The sequence below is a fragment of the Streptomyces sp. NPDC026394 genome (genome assembly GCF_055567735.1).
The window spans coordinates 450,350-463,352 of record NZ_JBVHPX010000004.1 but is presented as its reverse complement, the minus strand read 5'-3'; the positions used below and the strand labels follow the sequence as shown (position 1 = coordinate 463,352).

Here is a 13,003-nt window from a genome sequence, read left to right as displayed (position 1 = left end):
AGATTCGCAACAGGCGTGGGAAGGGTGTAATAGGGTGCGGGCCCGTGATCACCGGGGTCGGCCCCGGCGCGTGGCCCGCTTAAGGTGGAGGCCGACCGACGGACTTCGAGGAGACGGAACGTGACGAGACCGGGCCGGACCACCGGGGAGAGCGGTGCGGACCGTACGGAGCGGGCGGGCGGCAGGCGGCGGGTGCCGCTGCTCCTCGCGGTGGCGGGCGCCGCCTACCTGCTCGACCTGGGCAGCAAGGTGGCCGTGGTCGCGGAGCTGGAGAACCGTGCCCCCGTCAAGGTGTCCGGCGACTGGCTGGAGCTGCGGGTGATGCGCAACTCCGGCGCGGCGTTCGGCATCGGCGAAGCCACCACCCTCCTGTTCACGCTCATCGCCGTGGCCGTCACCGTGGTGATCGTCCGCCTGGCGCGCAAGCTCTACAGCGCCCCCTGGGCGATCGCGCTGGGCCTGCTGCTGGGCGGCGGGCTCGGTAATCTGACCGACCGCCTCTTCCGTACCCCCGGCGGCTTCCAGGGCGCGGTGGTCGACTTCCTCCACGTGCGCGGCTTCAGCATCATGAACTTCGCCGACTGTGCGATCGTCTGCGGCGGCGTCCTGATCGTGCTGTTCTCCTTCCTCGGCTGGGAGCTGGACAACAAGGGCAACCAGGGCAACAAGGGCAACAGGGACAAGCTGGAGAAGGAGGCGGGGGAGGCGGTGGGGCAGACGGCCGTCGCCGACCCGCCGGGCGCCTCCTAGGATCCGCCCGATGGACGACGACACCTCCGTACGCGCCTCCATACGCGGCCCTGTGCGCGACTCCGTACGCGCCCCCGTACGCGACGACGCGCGGCACCTCGGCCTGCGGCCGCTCACCGCCCGCTCCATCGTGCTCAGCACCCTCCTCGGTCACCACCCGCCCCGCCTCCCGGCACGCGCCCTGGTGCGCGTCGGTGAACTCTTCGGCATCGCCGAGGGCACCGTGCGTGTCGCGCTGTCCCGGATGGTCGCCGCCGGCGACCTCCAGCAGGACGACGGCACGTACGGGCTCACCGCGCGGCTGCTGGAACGCCAGGCACGGCAGGACGAGAGCCGTACGCCACGCACCCGGCGCTGGACCGGCGGCTGGGAGATCGCCGTGGTCACCGCCGAAGCCCGCCCGGCCGCCGAACGCACCGCGCTGCGCCAGGCCATGGCGGAACTGCGCCTCGCCGAACTGCGCGAAGGCACCTGGCTGCGCCCCGGCAACCTGGAACGCACCCGTCCGCCCGTGATCGCCCGGCAGTGCACCCTGTTCACCGGCGCCCCGGACGGCGACCCGGCGGAGCTGGCGCGCGGGCTGTGGGACCTGGACGGCTGGGCGGTGCGGGCCGGCGCGTTGCTGGCCGCCCTGTCCGATGCCACGTCACCGGCCGGACGCTTCACGGTCTCGGCCGCCGTACTGCGGCACCTCCTCGCGGACCCGCTGCTGCCGGACGCCCTGCTCCCGTCCGACTGGCCCGGCACCGAACTGCGCCGCCGCTACGACTCCTTCGAGGCCGAGCTGCGCGAGCTGCTGCGGCAGTACGTGACGCCGGACGGCGCGGCCTGAGGGCGCTCCGGTGTCCCCGGTCCGGCCCGGCTCCGGCTCCGGCTCCGTAAAGCCTCAGCGGCCCTCGAAGAGGAAGTCCAGGAAGAGGGCCGCCGACAGCAGCGCCGCGCTGCCGCCCGCCGTGAGGCCGTTCCGGGTCATCCGCGCGTCCAGCCGGACGAACGCCTTCCGCCCGCGCGCGGTGCCGAAACCGCCCGACGACAGCACGTCACGCGCGTCCATCTGCACCGACAGCAGGCCCTGCGAACCGCCGCGCTGGAGCAGCGTCGTGTCGTCGAGCGTGGACAGCAGCGCGAGCAGCGCGTCCATCCGGGCCGTCACCTCGGAGGCGCCGGCCGCACGGGACTGGCGCAGCGCGGGCAGGGCCACACCCAGCACGTTCGGGAAGCCGGAACGGGCCTGACCGACGGCGCCGGGCACGCCGTAGTACTGCCGGGCCCGGCCGCCGGGCGACCGGCTGGCCGCCGGGGCGCCGCCGTCCGGCAGACGAGCCAGGGTGGCGGCCGCCTCACAGGTCTCCACGTCCGAGCGGCAGTTCGTGGCGGCGGCGCCGGCCACCAGCAGACCGACGGACCACAGGGCGCCCCGCTTGCCGGGCGCACCCGCACCCGCCTCCAGGGCCCGCTGCTCACCCGCCCGGCCCAGGCGCCCGAGCTGTTCGCGCAGCCGCCGGTCCAGCGGTCGGCCCATGGCGGCCTCGGCCATGGAGGCGAAGGGGGCGTGCAGCAGCTCGGCGGCGTGCAGCGCGAGCGGGTCCGGCTTCGGGGCCAGCACCGTCTGCGCCGTACAGGCGGCGACGGCGAGATCGGCGAGCCGCAGGGGGAGGGGGCGGTCGGGGGAGGGGTGCGGAACCGTGTGCAGGACGGGGCGCTCGTGCGACGGCGGCACGGTGCCGCGCGCGGTGTCCGGCCACAGCCTCTTCATGATCGACCGGCCGCGGACCGCGGAACGGGCTGAAGAAGTAGGGATACCCATCGGTTCGCGCTCCCTCCGTGTTACGCCACGCCCTCCGAATCCCTCCAAAAGAGTACGGCTTCGCTCGCCCGGCCGACGCTCCGCCCCCTGGTATGTCCGGTCTGCGCCCCCGCGCCTCCCGCCCGGAGTGCCGCACCGCCGGTCCCCCGCGATGCGGATGATCTTGTCGCTTCCTCCAGCGAGGCTCGCACATGCCAGGTGCTTTCCCACGGAGTAATTGCAGATGAGAGACTATGTGCCATACGGTGCCGCACATGCAGTCCTACACGATCGGCCAGGCCGCCCGCCTGCTCGGCGTCAGCCCCGACACGGCCCGCCGCTGGGCCGACGCCGGCAAGGTCCCCACTCACCGGGACGAATCCGGCCGCCGGCTGATCGACGGCCGCGACCTGGCCGCGTTCTCCACCGAACTCGCCAAGAACGGCAGCACGGAGGACGACACCTCCCTCACCTCGGTCCGCAACGCCTTCCCCGGCATCGTCACGGCGATCAAGCTGGGCGACGTCGCGGCCCAGGTGGAGATCCAGGCCGGTCCGCACCGGCTGGTCTCCCTCCTCACACGGGAAGCGGTGGAGGAGCTCGGACTGGAGGTCGGCATGCGGGCCACCGCCCGCGTGAAGTCGACCAATGTCCATGTCGACCGCGCCTGACGCGAGCCCGCCCCGCCCCGTCCCCAAGGAGCCGATCCCGATGTCCCGCACCTTCGGCGTCACCCGTCGCCGCGCCGCCGCCGCGGCACTGACCGTCGCCGTCCTCGCCCCGCTCACCGCCGCCTGCGGCAGCGGTGACGACTCGTCCACGGCGGAAGGCAGGACCACGCTCAAGGTCCTCGCCGCCGCGTCGCTCACCGATGTCTTCGCCAAGGCCGCCGACGCCTACCACAAGGAACACCCCGACGTCACGGTCAAGTTCTCCTTCGCCGGCTCCCAGCAGCTCGCGGCCCAGGTCAACCAGGACTTCCCGGCCGACGCCCTGGTCACGGCGGACACCCGGACCATGGACGGGCTGCACGGCAAGACCGGCGCACCGCAGGTCATCGCGAAGAACCGCCTGGTCATCGCCACGGCCGAGGGAAACCCCCACCACATCACCGGCCTGAAGGACCTGGCCTCCACCAACAAGCTCAAGGTCGTGCTCGCCGCGCCCGCCGTACCCGTCGGCCGCTACAGCAAGAAGGTCCTGGACCGGCAGGACATCACGGTGCAGCCGGTCTCCCAGGAGCAGGACGTACGCGGCGTACTGAGCAAGGTCGAGCTGGGCGAGGCGGACGCGGGCATCGTCTACGCCACCGACGCGATGACCGCGCCCGGCAAGGTGGACGCCGTCCAGGTGCCGGACGAGCAGAACGCGATCGCCGAGTACCCGGCGGCCACGCTCAAGGTCTCCCGGCACGCGAAGGAGGCCGACGCCTTCGTGAAGTGGCTCGGGGGCGCACCGGCGCAGAAGATCCTGCACGACGCCGGCTTCCAGAAGCCGTGACCCGAGCCGCCGTCTCGTGAAGCGCCACCACCGCGAACGGGGGCGGACCGCCGCCCCCGGCCTGCGCGCCCCCCTCGCCCTCGCGCTGCCCGCCGTCCTGGCGGTGGCGTTCCTGCTGGTGCCCATGGCGGGCATCCTCGCCCGGACGTCCTGGGGCGACCTCGGCACCCATCTGACCTCCCCCGAGGTCACCGAGGCCCTGCGGATCTCCCTGGTGGTGTCCTTCTGGTCGCTGGGCCTGTCCCTGCTGCTCGGCGTGCCGCTGGCCTGGCTGCTGGCGCGCGTCGACTTCCCCGGCAAGGCCGTGGTGCGCTCCCTGGTGCTGCTGCCCATGGTGCTGCCGCCGACCGTCGGCGGTGTGGCGCTGCTCCTCGGCTTCGGGCGGCGGGGCCTGCTGGGCGGCTGGCTGGAGAGCTGGTTCGGTGTGCAACTGCCGTTCCACACCGCGGGCGCCGTGGTCGCCGCGACCTTCGTGTCGATGCCGTTCCTCGTCATCAGCCTCGAAGGCGCACTGGCCGGACTGCATGTGCGCTACGAGGAGACGGCGGCCTCGCTCGGCGCCGGCCCGCTGCGCGTCTTCCGCACGGTCACCCTCCCCATGATCGCCCCCGGGCTCGCCGCCGGAGCGGCCCTGACCTGGGCACGGGCGCTCGGCGAGTTCGGCGCCACCATCACCTTCGCCGGCAATTTGCCGGGTGTCACCCAGACCCTGCCCCTTCAGGTCTACCTCCTCCTCCAGGACAGCACCGAGGCCGCCACCTCCGTCTCGCTTCTGCTCCTCGTCATCGCGACGGCCGTCCTGGTCGCCCTGCGCGGCAGATGGGCGGGCGGGGGCGGCACGGTCCGGGGGCGCACGAGCGGCGCGGTGACGCGTACGGACGCGGACGGCGACGGGGCATCGGATGCCGGCGGCACGTGGCCCGACCACATGACCGGCGCGTCCGCCGCCCCCGGCACGCCCGCCTCCCCGGGCCCGCCCACCGCCACCACCGCGCACGCCGAGGGCACCGACGCGGCCCCCACCGCCCCCGGCGGCCCCGGCGACGGCTCCGGCACCGGACGGTGGCCGCTGCACGCGGACGTCACCGGCTTCAACCGGCTCACCCTCGACGCCGCCCCGGGCACCACCATCGTTGTCGTGGGCCCCAACGGCGCGGGCAAGACCACGCTGTTGCGCGCCCTGCTCGGCCTCACGCCGCGGGCGCACGCCGCACTGACACTCGGCGCGCAGGACGTCAGCGCCCAGCCGCCGCACCGCCGCGGCGTCGCCTGGGTCCCGCAGGACGGCGCGCTCTTCCCCCACCTGACGGCCCTCGGCAACACGGCGTACGGGCTGCGCGCCCACGGCACCGGACGCGCCGAAGCCCGCCGCGAGGCCCAGTTGTGGCTGGACCGGCTCGGTGTCGGCCACCTCGCGCACCGTCGGCCCGCCCAGCTCTCCGGCGGCCAGGCCGGACGGGTCGCGCTGGCCCGCGCGCTGGCCGCCCGCCCGCGCCTGCTGCTGCTCGACGAGCCGCTCGCCGCCCTCGACCAGAGCACCCGCGCGCACGTCCGGCACACCCTGCGCCGGCACCTGGCCGGCTTCGGCGGCGTCTGCCTGATGGTCACCCACGACCCGGTCGAAGCGGTCTCGCTCGCCGACCGCGTCCTGGTCCTGGAGGACGGGCACACGGTCCAGGACGCCGTCCCCGCCGAGGTGACCCGGCATCCACGCTCGCCGTGGGTCGCGCGGATGCTCGGCCGCAACGCGTGGCCGGGCACCGCCACCGGCGACGGACTGCGGATGACGGGCGCCGGGCGGCTGGTCGCCGCCGACCCGCTGCCCGAGGGCACCGGCGCGCTGGCGGTCATCGGCCCCGAAGCGGTCTCCGTGCACCGGACGCGCCCGTCCGGCAGCCCGCGCAACGTCTGGCCGGGCCGGGTACGGGAGATCACCGCGCTCGGCAGCCGGCTGCGGGTCCTCGTCGGGTCGCCGGAGGTGCCCGACCTGGTCGGCGAGATCACCCCGCAGGCCGCGGCGGAACTCGGCCTGGCCGAGGACACCGAGGTCTGGGTGAGCGTGAAGGCGACCGAGGTGACGCTCGTACCGCTCTGAGCGGCCCCTCCCGTACCGGAACCAAACCCTCCGCAGGGAGGGGTGCGTTGCGCCGCCCGGGGGCCCGTGCGCGGTGCGTGCGGACGCCCGCCGCGCGTGCCCCGAGCCTCCGAACGCGCTCCTGCGGCACCCCCGGCTCGGACAAGCGCTCGATACGCCCGGGCAGACCATGCGCTCGGTCTCCGGGGGTGCGCCCCTACCCGGCAGAAGGGGGTGCCATGCGGAGCCGTCGGCCCCCACTCCGGCGGTGCGGAGGCAGGGGGTACCGCCGAGGCGCTACCGCGCGCTCTGCCGGTGCCGTCCGTGGCCGTGGTTGTCTCGTACTCGTCGAATTCATGACGGCTCGGAAAACGCACCGCGGGAACTCGGTGGAACCACGGGGAAAGCCCGCGGAAAAGCCGGGAAAGCGCGCGCATTCACGGGACGTCATGCATCCCCAAGGCCGCCGGGAAACCGGGCGGTGAGCGACGGGAGCACAGGTCGATGGAATTTCCTCAGGGAACGGAAACGAGCGGACGCGGTGAGGTCCGGGGGCGTGGGGCCCGGGGAGCGACGGCGGCAGCGGTCCTGCTGGCGGCCGGCGCGCTGAACGTGGCGGCCGAAGGGCCGGCCGAGGCCCGCAGCGGTGCCACATGGGACCGGCTGGCCGGGTGCGAGAGCGGGGGCAACTGGCGGGCCGACACCGGCAACGGCTACTCCGGCGGACTGCAGTTCGCCCACTCCACCTGGCGTTCCTTCGGCGGCGGCAGGTACGGGTCCCGGGCGGCGCGGGCGTCCCGGGCCCAGCAGATCAGGATCGCCGAACGGGTGCTGGCCCGTCAGGGCTGGGGCGCCTGGCCGGCCTGCTCGGCCCGGCTCGGCCTGCGCTCGTCCGGCGCGCGGCACAGCACGCCGGACTCCGCCGCCCGCCGGTCGGCGCCGCGCGCCGACACCCAGGCCCGCACGAACGGTTCGAGCCGGTACCGCGAACGGTTGCGCAGCCCCCGGCACCGGGACGGGTCCGGCAGCCGGTACGGCCACGCCAAGCCGTACAAGCAGCGCGACGCCCGGCCCCGGCGGGCCTCCGGCGGCCATGTCGTCAATCCCGGGGAGACGGTGAGCGGCATCGCGTACGCCTACGGCTGGGGCTGGCAGGAGTTCTACCGCCTCAACCGCCAGGTGATCGGGGCGAATCCGAACCTCATCCATCCGGGAATGCGTCTCGCCGTCCGCCGCTCCGGCACCGGCTGACGCCAGGCCGACAAACCGTAAATCGGCCGGCCGGAACCCGGTCGGCCACCAAGAGGGCATGGTGGGGCATTTCTTCCCACCCTCCCGGGAATTCCCCGTGACGAATTCCCATGGAACGGCGGTCCGGCTGGGGGCGGGCGGACCGCCGCGGGAAGCGGTGGGCACCGGCAGGCCGTCCGTGGCGCCGCGGACGGCCTGCACCGCACCGGCGCCGGCGGCCGTGCACCCGTTACGTCCACCCGGCCCGATCCCTCCGGTGCGTCCGGTGGCGCGCCGCCGCCGTACCTCGTAGGCCGCCAGGACCACGCCCACCGTGAGCAGGCTCAGCCAGAACTGGGCCCGGCTGCCCGGCAGGAAGGCCATCGCCCCGATCACCGTGGCCATCAGGGCGACGGTGGCCCGGCTGAGCCAGGGGAACAGCCACATCCGCAGCGTCAGCCGCTGCGGTTCCTCACGTTCCAGCTTGCGGCGCAGGCGGAGCTGGGCGACCGCGATCGCCAGGTACACGAACAGGGCGACGGCACCGTAGGAGTTGATCAGGAACGTGAAGACGACGTCGGGGGAGGCCCACGCCGCGATCACCGACAGATAGCCGGCGGACGTCCCGGCGAGCAGCGCCCGGCGCGGCACCCCGCCGCGGCTGAGCCGGGTGAAGCCGCGCGGCGCGTCCCCGTTGCGGGTCAGCGCGAACAGCATCCGCGACGAGGTGTACAGCGCGGAGTTGAGGCAGGAGAGCACGGCGATCAGGACGACGGCGTTCATGACCGTGGCGGCGGCGGGCACGTCCAGCCGGTCCAGCACCGCCGCGTACGGACTGACCTCGACGGCCGGGGACGTCCACGGCACGACCGCCACGACGAAGAGCACCGACAGTACGTAGAAGCCCACCACGCGCAGCACGATCGAGCGGATCGCCGCCGCCACGGCGCGCTCCGGCTCCACCGACTCGGCCGCCGCGATGGTCACGATCTCCGCGCCGGTGAAGAAGCCGACGCAGGGCACGACCGCCGCCAGGACCGCGCCGACGCCTTCGGGCGCGAAGCCGCCGGAGTCGGTGAGGTGCGCCAGGCCGCCGTGGGCCTGCGGCCACAGCCCGGTCAGGTACAGCGCGCCGAGGAAGAGGAACACCACGATCGCGATGACCTTGACCGACGAGAACCAGTACTCGAACTCGCCGAAGGAGCGGGCCGAGACCAGGTTGGTCGCGGTCAGCAGCGCCAGCAGCGCCAGGCTGACGGCCCACAGGGGCACGCCGGGCAGCCACAGCCGTACGATCCGGCCGCCCGCCACCGCCTCGACGGCCACCACGATCACGAAGAAGTACCAGTACAGCCAGCCGACCGTGAAGCCGGCGCGGTGTCCCAGGGTCTCCCGCACATGGGCGTAGAACGAGCCGAGGGCGGGCCGGGCCACCGTCATCTCCGCCAGCATCCGCATGATCAGGACGGTGAGGAGACCCGCCGCGAGGAACGACAGCACGGCGGCCGGTCCGGTGGCCCGGATGACCACGCCGCTGCCCACGAACAGGCCCGCGCCGATGACACCGCCCAGCGCGATCAGGCTCATGTGACGCCGCCGGAGGCCCTTGCGCAGTTCTCCGTCGGCCTGCCCGCCGGCCTGTCCGCCGTGCGACGCGGTGGCCGGTGCCGTCTCCCGTGATGTTCCCGTACTCATGCGGGCCGACGCTATCGACGCAATCCTGCGGGGCTGTTGCCGCAGTGTTTCGGCTGCCGGGGCAGCGGCCCCCGGGCGTCAGAGCGGCAGCACGCACACCGGAACCGGCGCCGGGAACGGATCGCCCAGCCGCCGCAGCCCGCCCCCGGCGCCCACCGCGAACACCGTCACCGACCCCGACCGCTGGTGCGCCGCGAAGAGCAGCCGCCCGTCCGGCGAGAAGGCCAGGTGGCGGGGGAAGTCGCCGCCGGACGGCACCGTGTCCAGCAGCCGCAGCCGGGCGCCCGCCGCCTCGACCGCATAGCGCGTCAGGCTGTTGTGGCCACGGTTGGCGAGGTAGGCGAAGGCGCCGTCGCGGGTCACCAGGAACTGCGCCGGGTAGCTGGTCCCGGGACCGGTCCCGGTGGACTGCGGCGCGCCCGGCGTGAGCGTGCCGGTGGCCGGGTCGTACGCGCAGACCACGGCGGTGTCGTCGACCTCGTTGGCCAGGTAGGCGTAGCGGCCCGACGGGTGGAAGGTGAGATGCCGCGGGCCCGCGCCGGGGCGCAGCGAGGCGTACGAGATTTGGGTGAGTTTTCCGGTGGTGGTGTCCAGCCGGTAGGTGTAGACGGTGTCGTTCCCCAGGTCGACGGCGAGGACGTGGCGGCCGTCCGGGCCGGTGACGATCTGGTGCGCGTGCGGCCCGGTCTGCCCCGGACCCGGCGGGGGAGCGGTGTGGGTGACCAGGTCCGTACGCTCGCCGAGCGCGCCGTCCCGGGCCGGGTCGACGGGGTGCACGGCGACGCTGCCGGAGAGGTAGTGGGCGCTCAGCAGCCAGCGCCCGCCGGGGTGCACGGAAAGGTGACACGGCCCGGCGCCGCCGGCGGGGCGGCTGCCGAGGACCCGGTGGCGGCCGTCGGCGCGCAGGGCGACGGCGGTCACCGCGCCCTGCTGCCGTTCGTTGACGGCGTACAGGGTCCGGCCGCAGGGTGAGAGGGCCAGGTAGGACGGGTCACTGACACCGTCGATCACTCCGGTCGCGGTGATCCGGCCGCGGATCGGGTCGTACGTGCCGAGGCCCACGCCCGTGCCGCCGCCCGCCACGGAGGTGTACGTCCCCAGGAACAGCGGCCGGACCGCGTGCGGCCGGGTGCGAGCCCCGGATGCGGCCTGCTCGGGTGCGGCCTGCGCGGGAGCGGCCGCGCCGCCGAGGCTGCCGCCCGCCGCGGTCAGCGCGGCGCCCGCCACGACCGAGCGGAGAAAGCGGCGGCGGTCGGTCCCCGCCCGTGCCCTGCTGTCCATGCCACACCTCGGGGTCCGGAGATCGTGGTCGGCAGCCAGGGTGGCCCGGACCGGCCGCCCCGGCAAGAGGCGCAACCCGGTCTGCGTGATGTGCAACCGCTCGACGGTGTCGGCCGAAGGCCGGACGACCCGTACGTCCCGATGATGACCAGGTCCCTCTCGCGTAGGACCGGAGGCATACGGCACGACCAATCCGTGGAGGGATTCGCCGGCCCCTCTCCTGTCCGTAGCTTCGTGATCAAGCACATGCACGACCAGGAGGCCACGGATACATGTACGGCAAGGCATTCGCCCCGGAGTACCAAGGCGAGCTGGGCACCGCCCTCAGCGTGAACTCGTCCTACGAGGACGTGCTCGCCACGGCCCGCCGCGCGCGGCGCGACGCCCGCACGGCCCTGGAGCGCGCCCGTGCCTCCCTCGCCGTCGCCGAGGCCAACCGGCGCCTGGGACGGGTCGACGAGGCCCGCACGGCCTGGCGCGACAGCTACCGCAGCGCCCGCGGAGCCGGTGACCGCGGCGCGATGTCCTGGGCTCTGTGGAGCGGCGGCACGCTCGCCCGGCAGTGCGGCTCCCTCGCGCTCGCCCGCAGGCTGCTGGCCCTGGCCGTCACCCTCGCCGACGAGGGCGGCGACCGCCTCGCGCACGGCTACTCCCTCGCCGGTCTCGCCGAGACCGGCCGCATACAGGGCGACTACGCCGCCGTCGCCGACCTGCACGAGCAACTGCTCGAACAGGCACGGGCGCACGGCGAGGCCCGGCACATGGTGTGGGCGATGTCCGGCATCGCGCAGATGCACCGCAACACCGGCGATCACGCCAAGGCCCTGGAGCTGTTCGAGGAGTCCGCGCGCATAGCCGCCGACGGCGACGACGCACGGGGCCGCGCCTGGTCCCTGCGCGGCGTGGCCGACGTACTGTCCGTACAGGGCCACACGGAACGGGCCCTGACCCTGCTCGGTGAGGCCGAGACCATCTGCCGCGCCATGGACCTCGCGAGCGCCCTCGCCTACAACCACAAGATGCGCGGCAACGTCCTCTTCCGGGCCGGGCGTTACGCCGAGGCCTGCGCGGTCTACGACGGCGCGCTGCGCGAGTTCGAGGACATGCACGAGCCGCGCGGCACCGCCCTCGCCCGCCTCGGACTGGTCAAGTCCCGCTCCCGGACGGGCGGCTCGAAGGACCAGACACTCACCGAACTGGACGAGCTGGAGCGCGACTTCGAGCGGATCGGGCTGCGGCACGCCCGGGACATGGTCATCGCGTTCCGCGCCGAGCTGCTCCCGTCGGCGGGAGAAAGTCCCGCAGCTCCGTACGGTGCCACCACGCTCCGGTCTCCCGCAGTTCCCGCCACGTCGTGAAGCGGTACTGGAACAGCCGGGCCCGCACCAGCGCGGGCGGCGCGTCCGGGAACGGGTTGTGGCGCAGCAGCCGCAGCGTGTCGGTGTCGTTCTCCAGCAGGCGTTCCACGAACGGCCCGAACCAACTGCGCGCGTAGCCGGGCGAGAGCGCCGCGAACCACATCAGCCAGTCGAGCCTCAAGTGCATGGGCGCGTACTGGCGCGGCATGCGCCGTACGTCGCCCGGTTTGCCCCGGAACCCGTACTCCCGCCACACCGCGTCCGGCGAGGCCACCGCCGAGTCCGTGCCCTCGATCACGATCTCCCGGCGTACGCGGGTGACGCTGCCGAAGGCGCCGTAGGAGTTGACCAGGTGCAGCGGGTCGAAGGAGGTGTTCATCACCTGCTGCCGGGACAGCAGATTGCGTACCGGACGGTAGCTGCGGCAGGCGACGAAGACGGTGACGGCCACGGTCAGCACCGCGAACCAGACCGGGGGAGCGGTGGACGCGGACGCGGGCGCGTCGGCGAGCCAGGAGACGTCCACGGCGGACAGGGCCAGGGCGACGGTCAGCCAGTTCAGCCAGGCGAAGTTGCCGGACAGCACCAGCCAGAGCTGCGTCACCGCGATCCCCAGTGCCGCCCAGGTGGCCACCGGCTGCGGCGTGAACAGCAGTACCGGCAGCACCAGTTGCGCGAAGTGGTTGGCAGCCGTCTCCACCCGGTGCAGCGGCTTGGGCAGCCGGTGGAAGAACCAGCTCAGCGGGCCCGGCATCGGCTGCGTCTCGTGGTGGTAGTAGAGGCAGGTCAGATCGCGCCAGCAGCGGTCACCCCGCATCTTGATCAGCCCCGCCCCGAACTCCACCCGGAACAGCAGCCACCGCAGCAGCCACATCACGAGCACCGGCGGCGCCGTGTCGTCGTTGCCGAGGAAGACGGCGAGGAAGCCGGTCTCCAGCAGCAGCGACTCCCAGCCGAAGCTGTACCAGGTCTGTCCGACGTTGACGATCGACAGGTACATCGCCCACAGCACCGCCCACATCGCCATCGCCGCACCCAGCGGCACGGCGTCGGCCGCCCCGGCGGCCACGGCGGCGGCCAGCAGGGCGCCCGCCCAGGACCACAGGGCGAAGAACCGGTCCGAGTAGCGCCAGTGGAACACCGAGGGCGCCTTGCGGAACGGCGCCCGGCGCAGGAAGTCCGGCACCGGCGTCATCCCGCGCTCGCCCATCAGCGCCCGGAACTGCCGCGCCGCCGCCACGAACGCCACCAGATACAGCACGGCCAGCATCCGCTGGAACACCAGCCGCCCCAGCCACACGTCGCTCTCCGTGAACCAGTCCACAGGAC

The 13,003-nt window shown here is 73.8% G+C and carries 10 protein-coding genes and 1 pseudogene; 7 read left to right on the top strand and 4 right to left on the bottom strand.

Features of this window, described 5'->3' with window-relative positions; translation table 11 throughout:
• The first annotated feature begins 120 nt into the window (after positions 1 to 120).
• Positions 121 to 750, top strand: coding sequence for a signal peptidase II (lspA, locus tag ACZ4QV_RS13370; protein ID WP_361587761.1), 630 nt, complete (start codon positions 121 to 123; stop codon positions 748 to 750).
• Between the two features lie 10 nt (positions 751 to 760).
• The gene (locus ACZ4QV_RS13365; RefSeq protein WP_467762901.1) at positions 761 to 1,582 is read left to right on the top strand and encodes a PaaX family transcriptional regulator C-terminal domain-containing protein; all 822 of its coding nucleotides are present in this window, start codon (positions 761 to 763) and stop codon (positions 1,580 to 1,582) included.
• 54 nt (positions 1,583 to 1,636) lie between these two features.
• Here the strand turns inward: ACZ4QV_RS13365 and ACZ4QV_RS13360 are convergent, their stop codons facing one another.
• Entirely contained in the window at positions 1,637 to 2,557 is a 921-nt protein-coding gene (locus ACZ4QV_RS13360) for a triphosphoribosyl-dephospho-CoA synthase (RefSeq protein ID WP_467762900.1), read from the bottom strand.
• A 254-nt stretch (positions 2,558 to 2,811) separates the two neighbouring features.
• Between ACZ4QV_RS13360 and ACZ4QV_RS13355 the strand changes: the two genes are divergently transcribed.
• The 4 genes from ACZ4QV_RS13355 to ACZ4QV_RS13340 all read left to right on the top strand — a co-directional run bounded on the left by ACZ4QV_RS13355 (position 2,812) and on the right by ACZ4QV_RS13340 (position 7,361).
• Positions 2,812 to 3,207 (top strand): TOBE domain-containing protein, encoded by a 396-nt coding sequence (locus ACZ4QV_RS13355; protein ID WP_361148004.1) that lies wholly within the window; start codon positions 2,812 to 2,814, stop codon positions 3,205 to 3,207.
• A gap of 40 nt (positions 3,208 to 3,247) precedes the next feature.
• Positions 3,248 to 4,036, top strand: coding sequence for a molybdate ABC transporter substrate-binding protein (gene modA, locus ACZ4QV_RS13350; protein ID WP_361148002.1), 789 nt, complete (start codon positions 3,248 to 3,250; stop codon positions 4,034 to 4,036).
• A gap of 16 nt (positions 4,037 to 4,052) precedes the next feature.
• Positions 4,053 to 6,131 (top strand): ABC transporter permease, encoded by a 2,079-nt coding sequence (locus ACZ4QV_RS13345; protein WP_467762899.1) that lies wholly within the window; start codon positions 4,053 to 4,055, stop codon positions 6,129 to 6,131.
• Between the two features lie 483 nt (positions 6,132 to 6,614).
• Positions 6,615 to 7,361 carry a transglycosylase family protein gene (locus ACZ4QV_RS13340; RefSeq protein WP_361148000.1) on the top strand — a complete coding sequence of 249 codons (747 nt, stop codon included), beginning with the start codon at positions 6,615 to 6,617 and terminating at the stop codon, positions 7,359 to 7,361.
• 282 nt (positions 7,362 to 7,643) lie between these two features.
• Here the strand turns inward: ACZ4QV_RS13340 and ACZ4QV_RS13335 are convergent.
• Positions 7,644 to 8,927: pseudogene (locus tag ACZ4QV_RS13335) on the bottom strand (amino acid permease); the annotation flags it as partial.
• A 186-nt stretch (positions 8,928 to 9,113) separates the two neighbouring features.
• On the bottom strand, positions 9,114 to 10,316 hold the full coding sequence (locus ACZ4QV_RS13330) for a lactonase family protein (protein WP_467762898.1): 1,203 nt from the start codon (positions 10,314 to 10,316) through the stop codon (positions 9,114 to 9,116).
• Positions 10,317 to 10,588: 272 nt separating this feature from the next.
• On the opposite strand from ACZ4QV_RS13330, the gene ACZ4QV_RS13325 reads away from it, so the two are divergent.
• The gene (locus tag ACZ4QV_RS13325) at positions 10,589 to 11,674 is read left to right on the top strand and encodes a tetratricopeptide repeat protein (protein WP_361635486.1); all 1,086 of its coding nucleotides are present in this window, start codon (positions 10,589 to 10,591) and stop codon (positions 11,672 to 11,674) included.
• Here ACZ4QV_RS13325 and ACZ4QV_RS13320 read toward each other — a convergent pair.
• Positions 11,571 to 12,998 (bottom strand): lipase maturation factor family protein, encoded by a 1,428-nt coding sequence (locus ACZ4QV_RS13320; protein ID WP_361147992.1) that lies wholly within the window; start codon positions 12,996 to 12,998, stop codon positions 11,571 to 11,573. The genes ACZ4QV_RS13325 and ACZ4QV_RS13320 overlap by 104 nt on opposite strands.
• Positions 12,999 to 13,003 lie beyond the last annotated feature (5 nt).